The 23,056-nt window shown below is 63.5% G+C and carries 15 protein-coding genes and 2 rRNA genes; 8 read left to right on the top strand and 9 right to left on the bottom strand.

Going from position 1 to position 23,056, the window contains the following annotated elements:
* Positions 1 to 20: 20 nt before the first annotated feature.
* Genes MAB_RS07595 through MAB_RS07585 form a run of 3 tightly spaced genes read left to right on the top strand, consistent with a single transcriptional unit; the run spans position 21 to position 4,121 of the window.
* Positions 21 to 575 carry an isochorismatase family protein gene (locus tag MAB_RS07595; RefSeq protein WP_005084677.1) on the top strand — a complete coding sequence of 185 codons (555 nt, stop codon included), beginning with the start codon at positions 21 to 23 and terminating at the stop codon, positions 573 to 575.
* Between the two features lie 8 nt (positions 576 to 583).
* Positions 584 to 2,656 carry an ATP-dependent DNA helicase gene (locus tag MAB_RS07590; RefSeq protein WP_005089963.1) on the top strand — a complete coding sequence of 691 codons (2,073 nt, stop codon included), beginning with the start codon at positions 584 to 586 and terminating at the stop codon, positions 2,654 to 2,656.
* 19 nt (positions 2,657 to 2,675) lie between these two features.
* Entirely contained in the window at positions 2,676 to 4,121 is a 1,446-nt protein-coding gene (locus tag MAB_RS07585) for a neutral zinc metallopeptidase (protein ID WP_005110137.1), read from the top strand.
* 11 nt (positions 4,122 to 4,132) lie between these two features.
* Here MAB_RS07585 and glgP read toward each other — a convergent pair whose 3' ends face one another.
* Positions 4,133 to 6,763: an alpha-glucan family phosphorylase gene (gene glgP, locus MAB_RS07580; RefSeq protein ID WP_005084670.1), complete on the bottom strand. Its 2,631-nt coding sequence runs from the start codon at positions 6,761 to 6,763 to the stop codon at positions 4,133 to 4,135.
* 177 nt (positions 6,764 to 6,940) lie between these two features.
* On the opposite strand from glgP, the gene MAB_RS07575 reads away from it, so the two are divergent.
* Genes MAB_RS07575 through MAB_RS07565 form a run of 3 tightly spaced genes read left to right on the top strand, consistent with a single transcriptional unit; the run spans position 6,941 to position 12,725 of the window.
* On the top strand, positions 6,941 to 9,013 hold the full coding sequence (locus MAB_RS07575) for an alpha-1,4-glucan--maltose-1-phosphate maltosyltransferase (RefSeq protein WP_005110136.1): 2,073 nt from the start codon (positions 6,941 to 6,943) through the stop codon (positions 9,011 to 9,013).
* Complete coding sequence (glgB, locus tag MAB_RS07570) at positions 9,010 to 11,217, top strand: 1,4-alpha-glucan branching protein GlgB (protein ID WP_012296433.1); 2,208 nt, start codon at positions 9,010 to 9,012, stop codon at positions 11,215 to 11,217. Before MAB_RS07575 ends, glgB begins: the two co-directional genes overlap by 4 nt.
* A gap of 53 nt (positions 11,218 to 11,270) precedes the next feature.
* Entirely contained in the window at positions 11,271 to 12,725 is a 1,455-nt protein-coding gene (locus MAB_RS07565) for a neutral zinc metallopeptidase (protein WP_005093046.1), read from the top strand.
* Positions 12,726 to 12,750: 25 nt separating this feature from the next.
* On the opposite strand, the gene MAB_RS07560 is transcribed toward MAB_RS07565, so the two are convergent.
* The 3 genes from MAB_RS07560 to MAB_RS07550 form a co-directional block, all read right to left on the bottom strand.
* Positions 12,751 to 13,635, bottom strand: coding sequence for a co-chaperone YbbN (locus MAB_RS07560; RefSeq protein ID WP_005084659.1), 885 nt, complete (start codon positions 13,633 to 13,635; stop codon positions 12,751 to 12,753).
* Between the two features lie 72 nt (positions 13,636 to 13,707).
* A complete protein-coding gene (locus MAB_RS07555; protein WP_005084656.1) occupies positions 13,708 to 14,061 on the bottom strand; it encodes a DUF3817 domain-containing protein in 354 nt (117 codons plus the stop codon).
* Positions 14,062 to 14,122: 61 nt separating this feature from the next.
* Positions 14,123 to 15,310 (bottom strand): acetyl-CoA C-acetyltransferase, encoded by a 1,188-nt coding sequence (locus MAB_RS07550; protein ID WP_005084654.1) that lies wholly within the window; start codon positions 15,308 to 15,310, stop codon positions 14,123 to 14,125.
* A gap of 62 nt (positions 15,311 to 15,372) precedes the next feature.
* Between MAB_RS07550 and mce the strand changes: the two genes are divergently transcribed.
* Entirely contained in the window at positions 15,373 to 15,846 is a 474-nt protein-coding gene (mce, locus tag MAB_RS07545) for a methylmalonyl-CoA epimerase (RefSeq protein WP_005059866.1), read from the top strand.
* Between the two features lie 6 nt (positions 15,847 to 15,852).
* On the opposite strand, the gene MAB_RS07540 is transcribed toward mce, so the two are convergent.
* Together MAB_RS07540 and nucS are read right to left on the bottom strand one after the other, a co-directional pair.
* Positions 15,853 to 16,158 (bottom strand): hypothetical protein, encoded by a 306-nt coding sequence (locus MAB_RS07540; protein ID WP_005084651.1) that lies wholly within the window; start codon positions 16,156 to 16,158, stop codon positions 15,853 to 15,855.
* A 1-nt stretch (position 16,159) separates the two neighbouring features.
* Positions 16,160 to 16,858, bottom strand: coding sequence for an endonuclease NucS (gene nucS, locus MAB_RS07535; protein ID WP_005059861.1), 699 nt, complete (start codon positions 16,856 to 16,858; stop codon positions 16,160 to 16,162).
* Between the two features lie 36 nt (positions 16,859 to 16,894).
* Here nucS and MAB_RS07530 point away from each other — a divergent pair, with 36 nt between their 5' ends.
* On the top strand, positions 16,895 to 18,502 hold the full coding sequence (locus tag MAB_RS07530; RefSeq protein WP_005074376.1) for an adenylate/guanylate cyclase domain-containing protein: 1,608 nt from the start codon (positions 16,895 to 16,897) through the stop codon (positions 18,500 to 18,502).
* Here MAB_RS07530 and MAB_RS07525 read toward each other — a convergent pair.
* From MAB_RS07525 to MAB_RS07515, 3 genes are all read right to left on the bottom strand, one after another.
* Positions 18,499 to 19,368: a DUF4436 domain-containing protein gene (locus tag MAB_RS07525; protein ID WP_005084649.1), complete on the bottom strand. Its 870-nt coding sequence runs from the start codon at positions 19,366 to 19,368 to the stop codon at positions 18,499 to 18,501. The two genes, MAB_RS07530 and MAB_RS07525, sit on opposite strands and share 4 nt — an antisense overlap.
* Before the next feature lie 104 nt (positions 19,369 to 19,472).
* A 5S ribosomal RNA gene (rrf, locus tag MAB_RS07520) occupies positions 19,473 to 19,589 on the bottom strand.
* Positions 19,590 to 19,670: 81 nt separating this feature from the next.
* Positions 19,671 to 22,784, bottom strand: a 23S ribosomal RNA gene (locus MAB_RS07515).
* Positions 22,785 to 23,056 lie beyond the last annotated feature (272 nt).

Below are 23,056 nucleotides of genomic sequence, written 5' to 3'. Positions count from 1 at the left end.
GGCCGGGGTACCGTCGATCCATGGGCAGGGCGCTTATCGTCGTCGACGTGCAGAACGACTTCTGCGAGGGAGGCTCGCTGTCCGTGCCCGGCGGCGCCGCCCTGGCCCGGACACTGAACCACCTCACCCGCTCGGGCGCCTATGACGCGGTGGTGGCGACCCGGGACTTTCACGTCGACCCCGGCGGCCACTTTTCGGAGAATCCGGACTTCCAGACGAGCTGGCCACCACATTGCCGGGCCGGCACACCCGGCGCGGACTTTCATCCCTATCTGGATATGGGCCCCGTCGACGAGGTGTTTTCCAAAGGTGCGTACAGCGCGGCATACTCGGGATTCGAGGGCGTCGCCACCGACGGCACCGCACTGGCAGCCTGGCTGCACAGCCGGGAACTGAATGACGTCGACGTGGTGGGCATCGCCACCGACTACTGCGTTGCCGCGACCGCCCGCGACGCGGCGCACGAGGGACTGCATACTCGCGTGCTTACCGCCTATTCCGTTGGCATCTCTGAGGAATCGGTGAATCGCGCCCTGGACGAGCTCCAGCGCGCCGGCGTCGAGGTGATCCGCTGAAGGAGAAATTGAGCGACACATCCACAACATCACATGGTCTTTCCGCGAGCGGCTCATCCACAGGCCTGCTAGCCACCGCCGTCGCGGCCCTCGGCGGCACTGAACGTGCCGGACAGCTCACCATGGCCACCGCCGTCGAGCACTCCCTGCACAGCGGTGAGCATCTGGTGGTCCAGGCCGGTACCGGCACCGGTAAATCCTTGGCATACCTGGTGCCCGCACTTGCGCACGCCATCGAGCAATCCTCCCCGGTGGTGGTATCGACGGCCACCATTGCGCTGCAACGCCAACTCGTGGACCGCGATCTCCCCCGCCTCGCTGAGGCGCTGACGCCTTCGCTGGCCCGCAAGCCCCGGTTCGCGATCCTCAAGGGCAGGGGAAATTACCTGTGTCTCAACAAGTTGCACAACGGTGCCGCATCCGACCAGGAGGCGCCCGATACCCTGTTCGAACCCTTCGCCGCGAGCGCGCTCGGCCGCGATGTACAGCGGCTCAACGATTGGGCGGAGAGCACCAAGACCGGGGATAGAGATGAACTCAAACCCGGCGTGCCCGACCGTTCCTGGTCACAGGTCAGCGTGTCGGCACGCGAATGCCTGGGAGCCACCCGGTGCCCATTCGGCACAGAATGCTTCGCCGAGCTGGCCCGGCTCGAGGCCGGACAGTCCGACGTGGTGGTCACCAATCACGCCCTGCTCGCCATTGACGCGATAGCCGACATCAACATCCTGCCCGAGCACGACGCGGTGATCGTCGATGAAGCTCACGACCTTGTCGACAGAGTGACAAGCGTTGCCACCCAAGAACTCTCGGCGGTCGGCCTCACGGTCACCATCCGGCGCATCGGCCGCCTGGTGTCGCCCGAGACGGCGAGCCGCTTCGAAGCGAGTTCGGCGACGTTCTCCTCACTGATCCACGACAGCAGGCCGGGCACGATCGACCGCGCGGACGAGGAAACCGTGACCTACCTGACCGCGTTACGCGATGCTGCCGCCGCGGCGCGTACCGAGATCCCCACCGGCCAGTCCACCGACCCGGCAACGGCCTCCGCACGCACGGAAGCGGTTGCCGCTCTCGACGATATCGTCGACGCGGCTTCGCTGGCATTGGCCTGTTGGGCCGAACCGGACATCACCGCACGGCCCAATGTGGTGTGGCTGGATCATGAGGACAACCGGGGTTCCATACGCCCCGTGTTGCGGATTGCCCCGCTCTCGGTCGCCGGGCTGCTGCGCACCCGGCTCTTCGGACAGCGCACCGTGGTTCTCACCTCGGCCACGCTCGCCCTCGGCGGGAGATTCGATGCGATGGCCGCCTCGTGGGGGCTGCCCGCCCGAGAGCCTGCCGCGGACTCCCCCACCGAGATCAAGGCCACTTGGCACGGCATCGATGTCGGGTCCCCCTTCCAGCACGAGAAGTCCGCCATCCTCTACCTGGCACGCCACCTTCCTGCCCCCGGACGTGACGGTGTCGGCGCGGCGACACTCGACGAGATCGAAACCCTCGTGCGGGCGGCAGGAGGCCGCACCCTGGGACTGTTCTCCTCGATGCGCGCCGCAAAGGAAGCGTCGGAGGTGATGCGCAGCAGGCTGGAGACCCCGGTGCTGTGTCAGGGCGATGACGCGACGTCGATTCTCGTCGAGCAATTCAGCGCAGACCCGCAGACCTCACTGTTCGGGACCCTCTCGCTGTGGCAGGGAGTCGACGTACCCGGGCCCTCGCTGTCGCTGGTCCTCATCGACCGAATCCCGTTCCCCCGCCCCGACGATCCGCTGCGCGCGGCACGGCAACGAGCGATCAGCTCGCGCGGGGGTAATGGGTTCATGGCGGTAGCGGGCACCCAGGCAGCGCTGCTGCTGGCGCAAGGAACCGGACGCCTACTGCGCAGCGCGCACGACAGAGGCGTTGTCGCGGTGCTCGATTCACGGATGTCAACGGCGGGTTACGGCGGGTTTCTGCGGGCATCGCTGCCTCCGTTCTGGTCGACTCACGATTTGGCGGTGGTCACCGCGGCCCTGCAACGCCTGAGGAACCAGCACGACGCGACCTATGCTGGAGGAGGTTCCCCTACACGGGGATAACCACTACAGAGAGACGGCCATGTCGATCCCGCTCAGGTGGTTTCACACGTCGACGACAATCCTGGCCTGCTGTGTCCTGGGTCTGGCCGGGTGTGCCAATACCGTTGACGGCACCCCGGTTTCGCAGCTCGGGAATGCCTACCAAATCGCCGGGCTCCCGGTCGTCGACGGCCCTTCCGGGCTGCGGCCACACCCCACATCGGCCGACAGGGCGGTGCGCGGCACCGACAGCGGCCAGATGGACCGGCTCGCGGTCAATGCGATCGCGGACATCGAGGACTTCTGGCAAGAGGCTTACCCGAAGACATTCTGGGCCACGTTTCACCCTGTCCAGTCGTTGATGTCATGGGACAGCACCGGCCCGAACACCGGCGAATTCTGCGGTAATCCCACAACCGGATTCGACAACGCCGGCTACTGCATCAACCAGAACGCTCTCGGCTGGGACCGAGGCGCGCTACTGCCCAAACTCGTGCGGATGTTCGGGACCATGGCGGTGCCGATGACGCTGGCCCATGAGTACGGGCACGCCGTCGCACACCAATCGGAGATGGTCGATTCGCGGACACAGACGCTGGTCGGTGAGCAGATGGCCGATTGCCTCGCAGGCACCTATTTGCGCTGGGTGGCGCAGAACAACTCGCCGCGATTCACACTCAGCACCGGCGATGGCCTCAATAAGGTCATCGCGGCGCTCATCGCCTTTCGCGACGACCCGATCGAGATCGGCGACATCGTCGACTCACACGGATCCGCATTCGAACGGGTCTCGGCGTTTCAACACGGATTCATCGACGGTGCGGCCGAATGCACCCGGATCGACATGGCCGAAATCACCAAGCGGCGCGGCGGACTGCCCGTGAGCCCGCCATCCGGCGTATCGACGCAGATACCGATCTCCGTCGATACCTTGCGCACCCTGATGACGGTGCTCAAGTCGGTTTACCCGACCAACGGGACCACCGCACCACGCCTCACCGTGTCGGGAGCCGCCTGCGATGAGCCGGGCCGCCGGGTGGCATCCCCGCCTGCGATCTACTGCCCGATCTCCAACACCGTTGCCCTTGATCTGCGACGACTGACCGATCTGGCGCAGCCCACGCACGACCAGGGGCAGATAACCGGCGACTTCACCGCTTTTTCGGTGGTCATCTCGCGCTACGCGCTGGCGGTCGAGAACCAGCACGGTCTACCACTGGACAACGGGCAGAGCGCGTTACGCGCCGCCTGCCTGACAGGCGTCGCGTCGGCCGCGCTGGCCAAGCCCACGACACCCACCCAGGAACCGAACCCAGTGGTGCTCAGCGCCGGAGACCTGGACGAAGCGGTATCGGGCCTGCTGACCAACGGCATGGTCGCCAGCGATGTCAACGGGGTCACCATTCCGGCCGGCTTCTCCCGGATCGATGCCTTCCGCGACGGCGTGGCCGGAACCACCGACCGCTGCCTCACCCGCTACGGGTGATGATCGCGCCGCTAGTGCTCCAGGTCGCTGGCGGCCAACACGGCCAGGCCCAGCTCGCTGTCGCTTGCCAACAGCGGGTGATGCGGCAGTACCCGGACCGTGTAGCCCACGGACCCCGAGACCGGCAACGTTGTGGTGGTGGAGAAAGTCTCCACGCCGTCGCCGCGGCTTCCGGTGTGCACCATCGGCACGATCTCCGAATCGGAGAGCTTGTCGTCAAGGTCGACGCGCCCGATGACGGCTTGCACCGCGACCTCCGCGGGCGCCAGCCCGGCGAGCTGCACCGAGGCGGTGAGCGTCAGCGGCGATCCCAGCAATGGGGTGTCCGGCAAGCCCGAACTGTCAACCTCGGTGATGACCAGGGACGGCCAGACCTGTTGCACCCGTTCGCGATAACGCGCCAGTTCCTTAGCCGGGGCAAACGAGCCGTCAGCCCCGACCGTGGCGCGCAGCGACTTGGCCGCAGGAGCGTAGTAACCGACGGTGTAATCGCGAACCATCCTGGATGCCAGCACCTTCGGTCCCAGCTTCTCCAGCGTGTGGCGAACCATCTCGACCCACCGCTGTGGCGTACCGTGCTCATCGCGTTCGTAGAACTTGGGCGCCACCTTCTGTTCGAGCAGCTCGTACAGTGCGGCGGCCTCCAGATCGTCACGGCGGTGGTCGTCGGTTACACCCTCGGCGGTCGGTATTTCCCAGCCGTTCTCGCCGTCGTACCACTCGTCCCACCAGCCATCGCGAATGGACAGGTTGAGTCCGCCGTTGAGTGCGCTCTTCATCCCGGAAGTTCCGCACGCCTCCAGCGGACGCAACGGATTGTTCAGCCACACATCGCAGCCGAAGTACAGATACCGGGCCATCGACATGTCGTAGTCCGGCAGGAAAGTGATGCGATGCCGCACATCGGCTTGATCGGCGAATCTCACGATCTGTTGGATGAGTCCCTTGCCGCCGTCATCGGCGGGATGCGACTTGCCGGCCACGATGAGCTGCACCGGATGCTGCTCATCGAGAAGCAGCTCACGCAGCCGGTCCGGATTGCGCAGCATCAGCGTGAGCCGCTTGTACGTGGGCACCCGGCGCGCGAAGCCGATGGTCAGCACTCCCGGGTCGAAGGCGCTATCCACCCAACCCAATTCGGCCTCGGCGGCACCGCGTTGCAGCCACGATGCCCGTATCCGCCGACGCACATCCTGAATCAGCTGCTCGCGCAGCTGCGACCGGATCCACCAGATGTGCCCGGGATCGACTTCGTGGATCCGCTCCCATCCGCTGGCGTCGTTGAACGCCTCGGCACCGACCAGTTGTTGGCCGAGCTCCAGCCATTGTGGCGCCGCCCACGTGGGCGCGTGGACACCATTGGTGATCGAGCCGATGGGAACCTCCGCGGCATCGAAGGACGGCCAGAGGCCGTTGAACATCGACCGGCTCACCTGGCCGTGCAGCAGTGATACGCCGTTGGCACGCTGGGCCAGTCGCAGTCCCATGTGGGCCATGTTGAAGGTGGAGGGATCATCCTCCGCGCCCAGCGCGATGATGCGATCCACCGGCACGCCGGGCAGCAAGGTGGAATCTCCGGATTCCCCGAAGTACCGGCGCACCAGGTCCACGGGGAATCGGTCGATGCCCGCCGGAACCGGTGTGTGCGTGGTGAATACGGTACTGGATCGCACCACGGTCAAGGCCGTTTCGACATCCAGCCCCTGCTGTCCGATGTATTCCCGGATGCGCTCCAGCCCCAGGAATCCCGCATGCCCTTCGTTGGTGTGAAACACCTCGGGTGACGGCGCATCCGGCCCAGAAGCACTCGACGCGACATATGCGCGGATGGCACGCACGCCACCGATACCGGCCAGGATCTCCTGTTTGATGCGGTGATCCTGATCACCGCCGTACAGCCGGTCGGTGACGTAACGCAGCTCCCGGTCGTTCTCGGCGATGTCGGAATCCAAGAGCAGCAAGGGAATCCGGCCCACCTGGGCAATCCAGATGCGGGCCGAGAGCACCCGGTCCTGCGGCATCGGGACCGTGATCAGGATGGGGGTGCCATCCTCATGCGCCAGCAACCGCAAGGGCAGGCCGGCGGGGTCGATGAGCGGGTACTGCTCGGTCTGCCAGCCATCGGCGGTCAGCGACTGCCGGAAGTAGCCGGACCGGTAGTGCAGCCCCACCGCGACGAGCGGCAGACCCAGATCGGACGCGGCCTTGAGGTGATCGCCGGCGAGGATGCCCAAACCACCGGAGTAGTTCGGTAACACCTCGGAGACGCCGAACTCCATCGAGAAATATGCGATCGCCGCGGGTAATGCTCCGCCCTCATCGCCCTCCTCGTCGTTGCGCTCCTGCTGGCGCTGGTACCACATCGGCCTACTGAGATAGTCGTGTAGATCTCCTGCGAGGGCCGCCACCCTGTCGACAAAGCCGTCATCGGCGGCCAGCTCATCGAGCCGCTGCGCCGGTACCGACCCCATCACCGCGACGGGGTCGTGGTTGGTCTGCTCCCAGAGCTGGTGATCTATATCGGCGAAGAGATCCCGGGTGGGCTGGTGCCAGGACCAGCGCAGGTTGTTGGACAACTCACCCAGCGCCGCCAACCGCTCCGGAAGATGGGCTCGAACCGTGAATCGACGTAGGGCTTTCACCCTTCAGAACCTTACTGAGATTTCGGGTGAGCGCATGCCCTGCGGCAATTCCCCGCCGACACGCCGCGTGGTGGCGGTTCCGTATCGCACGTTTCCGCCACGGGCGGGCGTGTCGCCGAGGGTTCGGTAGCCGCTGCTATCCCGCGCGGCAGGGGCCCGTCTACTACGGTGGACGTGGTGACCGGACGCATAGGCATCGACGATGTCGCCCCCGTGATCGCGGGTGGACGCTATCCGGCCAAGGCCGTCGTCGGCGAGGTTGTGCCGGTGGCGGCGACCGTCTGGCGGGAAGGCCATGACGCCGTCGCCGCAACCCTGGTGGTGCGATGCCTCGGACCCAGCTACCCCCAGCTCGCCGAGGGACCGCTGCGCCGCATATCGGCCCCTCGCGACAGGGACAAGAACGCGGCACGCATCAAGCCGGTGCATATCCCGATGCAGCCGGGCGGGGCGCTCGACCGGTTTCACGCGAACTTCGTGCCGGACCGCGAGGGACTGTGGACCTTCCGGGTCGACGGGTGGGGTGATCCGGTCGCTACCTGGCGCCACAACGTCGCCGCCAAGTTGGAAGCCGGCCAGGGTGCCGCCGAATTGGCCAACGATCTGGAGATCGGTGCGCGATTGTTCGAGCGGGCCGCCACCGGCGTGCCACGCAAGCGGCGCCAGCCACTGCTGGATTCCGCGGACGCACTGCGCACCGACAACGATCCGGGCGTACGTTTTCAGCACGCGCTGTCCGTGGAGGCGCTCGGGCTGCTCGACGAATTCCCGCTGCGCGATTTGCTCACCCGGGGCACCCAGTACGGCATCTGGGTGGACCGCACCCGCGCACTGTACGGCGCGTGGTACGAGCTGTTCCCGCGTTCCACCGGTGGCGTCGGACCGGACGGACGCCCGATGCACGGCACCCTGGCGACCGCCGCCGCAGATCTGGCCCGCGTCGCTGCCATGGGATTCGACGTGGTGTACCTGCCGCCGATTCATCCAATCGGCGAGGTAAACCGCAAGGGCCGCAACAATAATCCGATCTCCGAACCCGGCGAGGTGGGCTCACCGTGGGCGATCGGCAGCGTCGCCGGTGGTCACGACGCCATCCATCCCGAGCTCGGCACCCTCAAGGACTTCGATCGGTTCATCGCCACCGCACAGAAGCTGGGTCTGGAGGTTGCGCTGGACCTCGCATTGCAGTGCGCACCCGATCACCCGTGGGTGCGCGCGCATCCCGAGTGGTTCACCGAGCTTCCCGACGGGACCATCGCCTACGCGGAGAACCCTCCGAAGAAGTACCAGGACATCTACCCGCTGAACTTCGACACAGATCCGGCGGGCCTCTACACCGAGGTACTGCGGGTGGTTCAGCACTGGATTTCCCACGGCGTCAAGATATTCCGGGTGGACAACCCTCATACCAAGCCACCCGACTTCTGGCAGTGGCTGATCGGCGAGGTCAAAGCCGCCGACCCCGACGTCCTCTTCCTCTCGGAGGCCTTCACACGCCCGGCCCGGCTCTACGGGCTGGCGCGGCTTGGCTTCACCCAGTCGTATACCTACTTCACCTGGCGCACCGGAAAATCCGAGATCGCCGACTTCGGACGGGAAATCGCCGCACAGGCCGACCAGGCGCGCCCGAATCTCTTCGTAAACACCCCGGACATCCTGCACGCCAGCTTGCAGCACGGCGGTCCGGGCATGTTCGCCATCCGCGCGGTCCTGGCCGGCACCCTGAGCCCCACCTGGGGCGTGTACTCCGGATACGAACTCTACGAACATGTTCCCCTGCGTGACGGCAGCGAGGAATACCTCGACTCGGAGAAGTATCAGCTGCGGCCTCGTGACTACAAGGGGGCCGCGGCGCGTGGCGAGTCATTGGAGCCGTTCATCACCCGGCTCAACGAGATCCGGCGATTGCACCCCGCTCTGCACCAGCTGCGCAACATCACCTTCCACCATGTCGAGAATGACGCGCTGCTCGCGTACTCCAAGTTCGATCCGGTCACCGGTGACGCGGTTCTGGTCGTCGTGAACCTCAACCCGTTCGGCCCCGAGGACGGCACCCTCTGGGTTGACCTGCCCGCGCTCGGCCTCGACTGGCACGAGACCTTTTGGGTACGTGATGAGCTCACCGGTGAGCAATACCGCTGGGGCCAAGCCAACTACGTGCGGCTCGATCCGCCCAAGGCCGTAGCGCACATCCTCAACCTGCCGCAGGTTCGCGAACCCGTACGAACGCAGCTGGTGTACCGCCCGTGAGCCCATCGACCGCCCCTTTGCAACCGGATGCCGCGGACATCGCGCGGCTGCTGGCAGGCACCCACCACAACCCTCATTCAATCCTGGGCGCGCACGAGTATCCGCGCTCGAAGAGCAAGGGATATACCGTCATTCGCGCGTTCAAACCGGGCGCCAGTGCCGTCGCGGCGGTGGTCGGTGACGCGATTCATCACATGACGCACCTTGGTTCGGGGCTGTTCGCCGTGGCGCTGCCCTTCCTGAATCTCTTGGACTATCGCCTCGATGTCGAATACGGCGGCACATCGCTCGTCATCGCCGACGCCTACCGGTTTCTGCCCACTCTGGGCGAGGTGGACCTGCACCTGTTCAACGAGGGCCGCCACGAACGACTCTGGGAGATCCTCGGTGCGCATCCGCGGTCCTTCGTCACCGCCGACGGCGAGGTCAGCGGCGTCTCCTTCGCGGTCTGGGCGCCCAATGCGCGTGGCGTCTCGGTGATCGGTGATTTCAATGGGTGGAACGGAAATGACGCACCGATGCGCACACTCGGCTCCTCGGGAGTCTGGGAGCTGTTCTGGCCGGGCATGACGCTCGGCGCGCTGTACAAGTTCCGCGTGCACGGCGCCGACGGATCGGTGACCGACCGTGCCGACCCCTTCGCGTTCGCCACCGAGTTGCCGCCGGCCACCGCGTCGCGGGTAAGCACCACGTCGTATTCCTGGGAAGACGGCGAATGGATGTCCCAGCGCGCTTCGCGCAATCCGGTATTCGAGCCGATGAGCACCTACGAAGTGCATCTGGCATCGTGGCGCCCCGGACTGAACTATCGAGATCTGGCCCGCGAGCTCACCGAATACGTACTGGCACAAGGTTTCACTCACGTTGAGCTGCTACCGGTGGCCGAACACCCCTTCGGCGGGTCCTGGGGGTATCAGGTGACCTCGTACTACGCTCCCACCTCACGGCTCGGCACACCCGATGACTTCCGGTATCTGGTCGATGCCCTGCACCGCGCGGGCATCGGGGTACTCGTCGATTGGGTGCCCGCGCACTTCCCCAAGGACGCCTGGGCATTGGCCCGCTTCGACGGCACACCGCTGTATGAACACGCCGATCCGCACCGGGCCGAGCAACTGGACTGGGGAACATATGTTTTCGATTTCGGACGCCCCGAGGTACGCAATTTCCTTGTCGCCAATGCACTGTTCTGGCTCGACCAGTTCCACATCGACGGGCTGCGTGTCGACGCCGTCGCATCGATGCTCTATCTCGACTACTCACGGCCCCAGGGCGGCTGGACTCCGAACATCCACGGGGGCCGCGAGAACCTCGAGGCCGTCCAGTTCCTGCAGGAGATGAACGCCACGGTGCACAAGCTGCATCCCGGGATCGTCACCGTGGCCGAGGAGTCCACCTCTTGGCCCGGCGTTACTCGCGCAACTAGCCTTGGCGGCCTTGGCTTTTCCATGAAATGGAATATGGGCTGGATGCACGACACCCTGGGGTACCTGGGCCGCGATCCCATCCACCGTAGCTTTCACCACCACGAGATGACCTTCTCGATGCTGTACGCGTTCAGCGAGAATTTCGTGTTGCCCATCAGTCATGACGAGGTGGTGCACGGCAAGGGCACACTATGGACCCGGATACCGGGCGACGGCCATGCCAAGGCTGCCGGACTTCGCTGCCTACTGGCGTACATGTGGGCACACCCGGGAAAGCAGCTGTTGTTCATGGGCCAGGAGTTCGGGCAACGCGCCGAATGGTCCGACGAGCGCGGTGTCGACTGGTTCCAGTTGAGCGAAGACGGATACTCGGCGGGAATCGCGGCGCTGACGGCCGACCTGAACACGGTGTACCGAGAGCGCCGCGCACTGTGGTCACAGGACACCGCGCCGCAAGGGTATTCATGGATCGACGCCAATGACTCGGCCAACAACGTGCTGAGCTTTCTACGTTTCGGCGACGACGGCTCGGTGCTGGCATGCATCTTCAATTTCGCCGGCGTCGAGCACAGCAGCTACCGCGTGGGGTTGCCGCTCACCGGCCGCTGGCGCGAGGTCATCAATACCGACGCGCTGCAGTATCGCGGCGGCGGCGTGGGAAATCTCGGGGAGGTCATCGCCTCGGCGAACCCGTGGCACGGTCGCCCCGCCTCTGCCACGCTGGCACTGCCGCCGGCCGCTGCCATCTGGCTAGAACCCGTCTCGGACCGTCTCTAGAAAACATTAGGATGCGCTAAACGCACGCTCGCGTATTTCAAAGGGGTGGCTTGATGTCCAAACGCTGGGTAGCACTGTTGGTGGGATTGGTGCTGGTCATCACGTCGTGTGGGCGCCCGCTCGGTGGGCAAGCTCAGTCGATCTACGCCGATCCCCTGCGGGTCGCGGGCATGCCGGCGGTCGACGGCCCATCGGGCATGAAGCCCGGAGTCCAGGTGCCCAAGCGCAAGATCGAGAACACCGACAACGGTGAGATCGACGATTACGTCAAGGTGTCCCTGGCCGATATCGAGGACTTCTGGACGCAGTTCTATGGAGATTCGTTCGCGAATTTCCGGCCCGTGTCCCGGCTCATCTCGGTCGACTCGCGCAAGAACAACGACGACCTCGAATTCTGCAGGGGCAACCTGACCGACTTCATCAACGCCGCGTTCTGCCCGTTGGACAACTCGTTCGCATGGGATCGCGGACAGCTGTTCCCGTTCCTGCGCAAGCAGATGGGCGATATGGCGATGAACACCGTGATGGCGCACGAGTACGGACACTCGATCCAGTTCCACGCCCAACTCATCAACCCGATCGACGATCCGAAAATGAGCAGGGACCAGGTCGAGTACCTGATGGACCTCAATCAGGAACAACAGGCGGACTGTTTCGCCGGGTCCTATCTGCGCTGGGTCACCCAGGGCGATTCACCCCGCTTTACCCTCAACACCGCCGATGGGCTCAACAAGGTGATGGCCGCGATGATCGCGATCCGCGACAACGACACCAGCAAGAAATGGGCCATCCACGGCTCGGCATTTGAGCGCGTGTCGGCCTTCCAGTTCGGTTTCACCGACGGCCCCATGGCGTGCAAGCGCATCGACTCCCAGGAGATCATCAAGCGCCGCGGCGAGCTGCCCCGCGGTCTGGGCGTGGGCCCCAACGGCGACAACTGGCCCATCAACCCGGACACCATCGGCGCGGTGCTGGCCGCGGCCTCGCAGGTGTTTCCCATGGACAATCCGCCCAAGGCCGTCTACGGGGACGGGAAATGTTCCGACGGTTCGGGCACAGCACCGGCGTCGTACTGCCCCAAGGACAACACCATCGCGCTGGATCCCCAGGCGCTACAGAAGATGGCCAAACCTGCGACGGACCGTGCCCTGTTCTCCGCGCAGGTGAATGGCGACTACTCGGCGTTCAGCGTGATCGTCTCGCGCTACGCGCTGGCGGCGCAGAAGGCCGCCGGGCTGGAGACCGAGGGCATCATGACCGGGCTGCGCACTGCCTGCCTAACGGGGTACTTCACGTCACGTGCGGCGGGCAAGGGCATCGTGACCCCGCGCGCACCGGTCATCCTGTCCGGCGGCGACCTCGATGAGGCGGTCTCCGAATTGCTGTCCAGCGGTAGAGCTTCCAGCGATGTGAACGGTGAAACGGCGCCGGCGGGCTTCTCCCGCATCGACGCCTACCGGATCGGCGTACTGGGCAACGACCAGACCTGCGCCAAGCGCTTCCCCTAGCTCCTAACCGGCACGGGCGAAAAGGTCAGAACAGGGCGTTGGCGAGCTTGCGGCGTCCAGCGATCACGGCGGGATCGGCGGGATCGAACAGCTCGAACAACTCCAGCAGGCGCGCGCGTACCTTGGCCCGGTCGTCGTCGCTGGTACCGCGCACCAGGGCGACCAACCTGTCGAATGCCGAATCCGGCTGCTGGGAAAGCACTTCCACGTCAGCAGCCGCCAAACCGGCGTCGATATCACCGGGTGCGGCATTGGCGGTGAGCACCGCGTCCTGAGGCTGGCCGGTCGCACGGATCAGGAAGGCGATCTGACGCACCGACGCCGTCGCCTCGGCGGCCACAGCACCGGTAGCACCGCCGTCGAGCAGGCCCTGGTAGGCGGTGCGAGCGGCCTCGAAGTCTCCGGAATCCAGGGCGTCGCGCGCCGCGGCAAGCGCCGGGTCGACAGCCTCCTCGGTGTCCTCATCATCCGAGACAGGAGCATCGGGCAGCTTGCCTGCCACCGCATCCAGTATCGAATCGAGCCAGCGGCGCAGCTGATCGGCCGGCTGCGGTCCCGTGAAGCTGGTGAGGGGACGCCCGGCCGCGACGGCCACCACCGTCGGTACCGCCTGTACCCCGAAGACCTGTGCAATCTGCGGATTGGTGTCGACATTGACCCGCGCGAGTGCCCACGTGCCGCGATCCTCGGCCACCAGGTCACCCAGCGTGGCGGCAAGCGCCGCCGAGGCCTCGCTGCGCGGCGACCCCAATAGCACGATGACCGGCACCCGGTTGGACTGCGCCAGCACCTCGGATTCGAGATTCGCTTCGGTTACTTCGACGGTCCATTCGCCGCCGGCCGAAGGCTCACCGGACGCAGGCTCCTGCGCACGCTGCTTGAGGGCGGAAAGGTCGACGGCTCCGGACATGGCCGCAGCCGCAGCCACCGCGGGACGTGGTCGGGTCACGCCCTCCAGTCTGTCACGGCGCGTGCGCCGGCACTACGGCGCCGGGTCACCGGCCGCCGCAGTGCCGGCGATCGGCAACTTGCCAGCCTTGTCGGCCCATATGACAAAGATCACACTGCACAATGGGGCAACGCCAGCTAACAGTGCGAGCAACCAGGTAAGTGGCTTCCAGCGGTACTCGCGCCCCGCCAGGAAAGCGACCACCAAATACGCGATGAAGATGATCCCGTGGATCCAGCCAAAGACCTTCACGCCGATCTCGTTGCCCGGATCCGGCACGTACTTGAAGAACATCCCGGTGAGCAGCCCCGCCCAACTCACGGCCTCGAGCAACGCAACGGTGCGGAACCTGCTTGCAGTGCTCCGCAGGTCGAAAAGCTGTGTCATGCCCTCAGTCTGCCCGATGCGGTGCCCGGCGCAATGCCTATCTACTACAACACGTCGTAAATCACACCCGGACGATCAGGGCATCACCCTGACCACCGCCGCCACACAAGGCCGCCACGCCGATGCCGCCGCCACGGCGCTTGAGCTCTTGCGCCAGATGCAGCGTGATCCGGGCACCCGACATTCCGATGGGGTGACCGATCGCGATCGCACCACCGTTGACATTGACCTTTTCCGGATCAATGCCCAAGTCCTTGATCGAGGCCAGGCCCACCAGCGCGAAAGCCTCGTTGATCTCCACCAGGTCAAGCTGCTCCGGCGAAATCCCTTCCCGCTCGCATGCCTTGCGAATAGCGTTGGCGGGCTGCAGCTGCAGGCTGGAGTCGGGGCCGGCGACAACACCGTGCGCGCCGATCTCGGCGAGCCATTCCAGCCCCTCGCGCTCCGCGCGCTCTTTGCTCATCACGACGACGGCGCAGGCACCGTCGGAGATCGGCGACGACGACCCGGCAGTGATGGTCCCGTCCTTGCTGAACGCCGGACGCAGCCCGGCCAGCGAGGCAGCCGTGGTGTCGGCCCGGATGCCCTCATCCTCGGCGAACTCGATCGGATCGCCCTTGCGCTGCGGAATCCGCACCGGGACCACCTCGTCGGCGAAGGCGCCGTCCTTCCATCCGCGGGCCGCATTCTGATGCGAACGAGCCGCGAATTCGTCCTGCTCCTCACGGGTGAATTTGTCGGAGGCGTTGCGCTGCTCGGTCAGCAAGCCCATGGCCTGATCGGTGAACGCGTCATGCAGGCCGTCGAACGCCATGTGATCGATAAGCGTCACGTCCCCATACTTGAACCCCGCGCGGCTCTTGGGCAGCAGGTGGGGTGCGTTGGTCATGGATTCCTGCCCACCGGCGACCACCACCTCGAACTCGCCGGCCCGAATCAGCTGGTCAGCAAGGGCGATGGCATCCACACCGGAAAGGCACACCTTGTTGATGGTGAGCGCCGGGACGTCCATGCCGATCCCACCGGCAACCGCCGCCTGACGTGCAGGCATCTGCCCCGCACCGGCGGTGAGCACCTGCCCCATGATCACGTAATCCACTGCGCTCGGGGCCACGCCCGCCTTCGCCAGGGCGCCCGCGATGGCGATGCCACCGAGCTGGGCACCGGAAAAGTCCTTCAGGGATCCCTGGAACCGGCCAACCGGCGTACGTGCTCCAGCAACTATTACGGACCTATTTGTCGCGGCCATGGGAGTCCTTCCGTAACTTTCTTGATTGGACGCCGTTTTCTGGAACGGGTTACCGTTGCGTTATGACGACTTCGTCTCCTCTTGATGTACCCGCGATCCTATCGACCGGGCTGGTGACCGCCATCGACCACGTCGGTATCGCCGTGCCCGACCTCGACGTGGCAATCGAGTGGTACCACGAGCACCTGGGCATGATCCTGGTGCACGAGGAGATCAACGAAGGCCAGGGTGTGCGTGAGGCCATGCTGTCCTTTCCCGGGGCCGAGCCCGGCAGCGCTCAGATTCAGCTGATGTCACCGCTGCACGCGTCCTCCCCCATCGGCAAGTTTCTGGACACCAAGGGACCGGGCCTGCAGCAGCTGGCCTACCGGGTCACCGATATCGATGCACTGACCGATCAGCTGCGTGCCGCGGGTGTGCGGGTTCTGTATGACGAGCCGCGCATCGGCACCGCTAATTCGCGGATCAACTTCCTGCACCCCAAGGACACCGGCGGGGTGCTCATCGAGCTCGTTCAGCCGACCGAGTCGCACTAGCTCCCGTCAGCTCCATCTGCGCGTCGGACTGCGATTCGCGCGGTTACCCCAGCACGGCGTATGCCAGTGTCGGCGGTCTTCCATCCCGCTTTCCGGATTGCCCTCGGCGGGCCACACCACCACGTGTGCGACCCCGATCGCGATTTCGTGATCGCAGCCAGGGCAGCGGTACACCTTGACGGCGCGCGCTGCCGCGATGCGACGGACGTGATAGTCGAAGCCATCGACACCCTGCTCCACCTGGTCACCGCCGATCGACAGCGCCGCCGGGACCTCTCGGCGCGGTTGACGACGCTTTCCGTGACGAACCATGTCAGAACAATCGGAACTCGTCCGAGTCCATTCCCCGCATAGCGTCGTAATCCAGTGTGAGGCACCGGATCCCACGGTCTTCGGCAAGCGTACGAGCCTGTGGCTTGATCTGCTGCGCCGCAAAGACTCCGGCCACCGGCGCCAGCGTGGTGTCGCGATTCAGTAGTTCGAGGTAGCGGGTCAGCTGCTCGACTCCGTCGATCTCGCCGCGGCGCTTGATCTCCACCGCCACCGTCGCACCGTCGGCGTCGCGGCACAGCAGGTCCACCGGACCGATCGGTGTCATGTACTCACGACGCACCAGGGTGTATCCGTCGCCGAGCAGCGCGACGTGCTCGGCGAGCAACTCCTGCAGATGCGCCTCGACGCCGTCCTTGACGAGGCCCGGGTCTACGCCAAGCTCATGCGCGGAGTCGTGCTCGATGCTCTCGATCGTGATCCGCAGCTGCTCGCCCGCCTTGTTTTCCACCACCCAGACGGTCGGTGCACCCGATTCCGAGGTGTCATCGCCACCTTCACCCTCGGTTTCGGTGAGCCAGCATGGCGGACTCATCCAGTTCAGCGGCTTGTACGCGCGGTCATCGGCATGCACGCTCACCGAGCCGTCGGCCTTGATGAGCAAGAGCCTTTTGGCAGATGGCAGGTGGGCGGTCAGCCGGCCAACATAATTAACGGTGCACTGAGCAACGACGAGACGCACCGGCCCACTGTATAGGGCGTTAGGCTGGCAACAACTATGGCAAACGAGTCGATTCGCGCAGTGTCGCGGCGGGTGGGCCGTGCGTTGGGCGCGATTACAGGACAGACCGGAAACATCAACACCGGCAATGGCTACGGTTCCTGGCTGCTCGGGACGGCCGACGAGAGCACATTCATCCAGCGGATCCGAATCCAGCTGATCCTGACCGTGTTTGTGGTGGCCGCCAATCTCATCGGGATCGGCGTGGTGATTTTGCTAGTGACGGTGGCGTTCCCCACCCCCAACGTCTTCGACGCACCGGCCTGGGTCAACTTCGTCATAGTCCCCGTCTACATCGCCCTCGCCGTCCTCATCGGCGCCGTCTGGGGCACCCGGCGCATCTTCAAAGCAGTGCGGTGGGCATTGGACGAGCGCCCACCCACCAAGGCCGACCAGCGCAACGCCTTCGCTGTGCCGTGGCGTCTCACCGTCATACAGTCGGTGTTGTGGGCAGGTGGCGTGGCGTTATTCACGCTGCTTTACGGGCTCTATGACCCCATGTACATCCCCAAGATCTTCTTCGCCGTCGGCTTCAGTGGCGCGGTGGTCTGCGCCGCCAACTATCTGTTCACCGAGTTCGCGATGCGACCCGTCGCCGCACGCGCGCTCGAGGCAGGCTATCGCCGACGCAGGCTGGCTTCGGGGGTGATGGTGCGGACGGTGCTTGCCTGGATGCTGGGATCCGGAGTGCCCGCGGCGGGCATCGTGATCACCGGCATCGGCGCCCTGGTACTACACAACCTCACGGTGAGCCAGCTCGCGGTGGCGGTGATCATCATCGCCGGCGCGATTCCGTCTTTCGGGCTCATCCTGATCTGGATCGCGTCATGGTTGATGGCTACGCCGGTGAAGGAAGTCCAGACCGCGATCAAGCGGGTCGCCCAAAATGACCTCGACATCGATCTCGTCGTCTACGACGGCACCGAGCTCGGCGAGCTGCAGGCCGGTTTCAACACCATGGTGGAGGGCCTGCGCGAACGAGAGCGGGTCAGGGACCTCTTCGGCAAGCATGTGGGTCGCGAGGTAGCGGCGGCCGCCGAGCAGCAACAGCCCGAGCTTGGGGGCGAAGAACGCCATATCGCAGTGCTTTTCGCCGATATTGTCGGTTCAACCCGCCTCGCGGCGACCCGCCCCGCAGTCGAGGTCGTCGCGCTGCTCAACCGGTTCTTTACCGTCGTCGTCGAAGAGATCGACCGATACGAAGGCATGGTCAACAAGTTCGAAGGTGATGCGACCCTCGCGGTGTTCGGCGCACCGGTCCGGCAGGACCGCCCCGAGAGCCAAGCCCTTGCCGCCGCACGCGCCATTGCCCGCCGTCTCCGTACCGAGGTGCCCGAATGTCAGGCCGGAATCGGAGTCGCCTCCGGACAGGCCGTAGCGGGAAACATCGGCGCTCATGACCGCTTCGAGTACACCGTCATCGGAGATCCGGTCAATGAGGCTGCCCGACTCTGCGAACTGTCCAAGACGGTGCCCGGACACCTGGTGGCCTCACTCGACACCGTGCTGCGCGCACACCATCGTGAAGCCCTGCATTGGCGTTCCGGCGATACGGTGACGCTGCGCGGACGCACCGAACCCACCGAACTCGCGGTGCCTGTTTAGTCGGACTGTTTCCACCACGCCTCGACGTAGAGCACCATCGCCACCACCAGCGCGATGAGCACCCACAGCACGAGAGCCTGATCGATCCATGCCCCCGGCGGCGGCGCTCCCGGCAAGATGTTCCGCAACGGAACAATCGCGAACAGCATGGTGCCGAACCATGTTGTCAGCGGTGGATGGAACTTCTTTCTGCCCTTGACCGTCTCGATGGCCACAATAAGCGCCATTGTGGGCAGTGTGATCAGCACCAGGCAGATGCCAACATCGAATGCCAGGGTGCCACGGGCGCGCACCAACCGGATCGTCGTCTGGTCGCCCTTGCCCGCGGGAGCCTGCGACGTCGCCGTCGACACACGCCATCCGCCCAAACTCCCGATCACTTCGATACGCGCAGGCACCGGGCGACGTCCAACGCCATTACCCACCATGACTTCTGCGCGCAGATTACCGGTCGAGTATTCGTCGAACGGCCATGACTGAGCGTCACCCGTCGCGACCAGCGTGTCATCCATGGCCGCGGGGAGGGTGCCGCGCGGAAAATGACGCTCGCCGTAGTCGAGGGAGGACACCAATCGCACCGACATATCCGCGTTCAGCAGCCCGAAGGCGTCGAGGGTCGTTTTCGCCGGCAGCACCACCACCTCCGCGTCCAGCCGGTTGTTCACCGTCCGCAGGTCCTGGAGGTCGATCACTACCACGGTCTCGTTGTCCCGGGACAGGTCCAGGTCGGCCGACTCCGGACCGGAGTGATGATCCAGCATCCGATAGATGGCGAGAAACCCCACGTAGATGACCAGTACAAGCACCACCGCACCCACCGTGGTGGCGGCCGGTTTCAACCTGAAGCGCCCCTTGAATGCCTGCACACGATTCCTATCTCTACCGCTCTCTACCGCGACGCCGTTTCAGAAATCTAGCAGCCAGAATATGAAAATGCCCCCCAGTTTCCTGGGGGGCATTTCCAATTTATGTTCGGCGGTGTCCTACTCTTCCGTTCCGTGTCGAGAACAGTACCATCGGCGCTGAGAGGCTTAGCTTCCGGGTTCGGGATGGGACCGGGCGTTTCCCTCTCGCTGTGGCCGCCGTAACTCTATCGTGTGATCAACACACAAGTTATCTGGTGGTGGAGTGTGGTCGTCAAATGACGACGAATAGTGGTTGCGATTTTATTAGTAAGTTTTCGGTCGATTAGTGCCAGTTCCCTGAACGTATTACTACGCTTGCAGGTCTGGCCTATTGAACCCATAGTCTGTGGGTGACCTTATCCCTCTAAAAGGGTAAGAAACCTGGTCTTGGAATAGGTTTCCCGCTTAGATGCTTTCAGCGGTTATCCTGTCCGAACGTAGCTATCCAGCCGTGCTCCTGGTGGAACAACTGGTACACCAGAGGTTCGTCCGTCCCGGTCCTCTCGTACTAGGGACAGGTTTCCTCAAGTTTCTGACGCGCGCGGCGGATAGAGACCGAACTGTCTCACGACGTTCTAAACCCAGCTCGCGTGCCGCTTTAATGGGCGAACAGCCCAACCCTTGGGACCTGCTCCAGCCCCAGGATGCGACGAGCCGACATCGAGGTGCCAAACCATCCCGTCGATATGGACTCTTGGGGAAGATCAGCCTGTTATCCCCGGGGTACCTTTTATCCGTTGAGCGACACCCCTTCCACTCAGAGGTGCCGGATCACTAGTCCCGACTTTCGTCCCTGCTTGACTTGTAGGTCTCGCAGTCAAGCTCCCTTGTGCACTTGCACTCAACACCTGATTGCCGTCCAGGTTGAGGGAACCTTTGGGCGCCTCCGTTACATTTTGGGAGGCAACCGCCCCAGTTAAACTACCCACCAGGCACTGTCCCTGGACCGGATATACGGTCCGAGGTTAGAGGTTCAATACGATCAGAGTGGTATTTCAACGATGACTCCACAAACACTGGCGTGCCTGCTTCACAGTCTCCCACCTATCCTACACAAACCGAACCAAACGCCAATACCAAGCTATAGTGAAGGTCCCGGGGTCTTTTCGTCCTGCCGCGCGTAACGAGCATCTTTACTCGTAGTGCAATTTCGCCGAGTCTATGGTTGAGACAGTTGAGAAGTCGTTACGCCATTCGTGCAGGTCGGAACTTACCCGACAAGGAATTTCGCTACCTTAGGATGGTTATAGTTACCACCGCCGTTTACTGGGGCTTAAATTCTCCGCTTCACCCAAGGGTTAACGGGTCCTCTTAACCTTCCAGCACCGGGCAGGCGTCAGTCCGTATACATCGTCTTGCGACTTCGCACGGACCTGTGTTTTTAGTAAACAGTCGCTTCTCACTGGTCTCTGCGACCTCGTTCAGCTCACGGAGCAAGTCCGGTCACCAAGCGAGGTCCCCCTTCTCCCGAAGTTACGGGGGTATTTTGCCGAGTTCCTTAACCATAGTTATCTCGTACGCCTTAGTATTCTCTACCTGACCACCTGTGTTGGTTTGGGGTACGGGCCGTGTGTGAACTCACTAGAGGCTTTTCTTGGCAGCATAGGATCACTGAATTCGCCTCAATCGGCTATGCGTCACCTCTCAGACGTATGACATCCGGATTTGCCTAGATGTCGTCCTACGGGCTTGCTCCGGTATAACCACTAACCGGTACAGCTACCTTCCTGCGTCACCCCATCGCTTGACTACTACCACCGAAGGTCCCACGCAGCGGGTTCACGTCGCACTCCGAAGAGATTGATCTAGAACCTTTTGGGTGGTTAGTACCGATGATTCATCATGGGCGCGCACACACGGGTACGGGAATATCAACCCGTTGTCCATCGACTACGCCTGTCGGCCTCGCCTTAGGTCCCGACTTACCCTGGGAGGACTAGCCTGGCCCAGGAACCCTTGGTCATTCGGCGGGCAAGTTTCTCACTTGCCTGTCGCTACTCATGCCTGCATTCTCACTCCCGCACCCTCCACTGCTGAATTACTTCGCAGCTTCGCTGGGTGCAGGACGCTCCCCTACCCATCCATGCCACTGCCCCGAAGGGAATGTATTGCATGAATGCCGCGGCTTCGGCGGTGTACTTGAGCCCCGCTACATTGTCGGCGCACAATCACTTGACCAGTGAGCTATTACGCACTCTTTCAAGGGTGGCTGCTTCTAAGCCAACCTCCTGGTTGTCTTCGCGACTGCACATCCTTTTCCACTTAGTACACGCTTAGGGGCCTTAGCCGGCGATCTGGGCTGTTTCCCTCTCGACGTACGGAGCTTCTCCCCCGCCGTCTCACTGCCGCGCTCTAACTTATTGGCATTCGGAGTTTGGCTGACGTCAGTAACCTAGTAGGGCCCATCGGCCATCCAGTAGCTCTACCTCCAACAAGAAACACGCGACGCTGCACCTAAATGCATTTCGGGGAGAACCAGCTATCACGGAGTTTGATTGGCCTTTCACCCCTACCCACAGCTCATCCCCTCAGTCTTCAACCTAAGTGGGTTCGGGCCTCCACGGCGTCTTACCGCCGCTTCACCCTGGCCATGGGTAGATCACTCCGCTTCGGGTCCAGAACACGCCACTATGGGCGCCCTATTCAGACTCGCTTTCGCTACGGCTACCCCACACGGGTTAACCTCGCGACGTGTCCCTGACTCGCAGGCTCATTCTTCAAAAGGCACGCCATCACCCCACGAGGAGGCTTTGACGGATTGTAGGCACATGGTTTCAGGTACTATTTCACTCCCCTCCCGGGGTACTTTTCACCATTCCCTCACGGTACTAATCCGCTATCGGTCACTAGAGAGTATTTAGGCTTACCGGGTGGTCCCGGCAGATTCACAGCAGATTCCACGAGCCCGCTGCTACTCGGGATGAAGTACGAGACAGGTGTCGGATTTTCGCGTACCGGACTCTCACCGTCTGCGGCGGGCCGTCCCAGACCACTTCCGCTAATCACGACACTTTTTTACTGTCCGCCGGCCTGGTAGAACCGGCAAGTACAACTCCCACAACCCCGCACACACAACCCCTACCAGGTATCACATGCATGCGGTTTAGCCATCTTCCGCTTTCGCTCGCCACTACTCACGGAATCACGGTTGTTTTCTCTTCCTACGGGTACTGAGATGTTTCACTTCCCCGCGTTTCCTCCCAAAGCCTATATATTCAGCAGTGGGTAACACGACATCACTCGTGCTGGGTTTCCCCATTCGGAGATCCTCGGATCAAAGCTCGGTTGGCAGCTCCCCGAGGCTTATCGCAGCCTCCTACGTCCTTCTTCGGCTTCTAGTGCCAAGGCATTCACCATGCGCCCTTAAGAACTTAGCTAATAAAATTGCAAAAACCAGCCCCACTCGAAAACGAGCGAGGCTATGTTTAGATGCTCGCAACCACTATTCAGAAGTCAAAGTCCACACCCCACCACCAAGCAGGGTGACAACACAACGTGTTGCCTCAGGACCCAACAGTGTGCCAGCGTTTCAATTCTTATGACAGTCCGACGTTTTGCCGACTACCCATCCACGGGGTGGACAGGATTTACAAAACATATTCACCAAGTAGATATCCACTACAGATGCCTACTTTATGTTCCCTAGTTC

Origin of the sequence: Mycobacteroides abscessus ATCC 19977, from assembly GCF_000069185.1 — a bacterium.
GTDB classification, from domain to species: domain Bacteria; phylum Actinomycetota; class Actinomycetes; order Mycobacteriales; family Mycobacteriaceae; genus Mycobacterium; species Mycobacterium abscessus.
The sequence above is the reverse complement of the archived record's forward strand: the minus strand, read 5'-3'. Positions and strand labels throughout refer to the sequence as shown.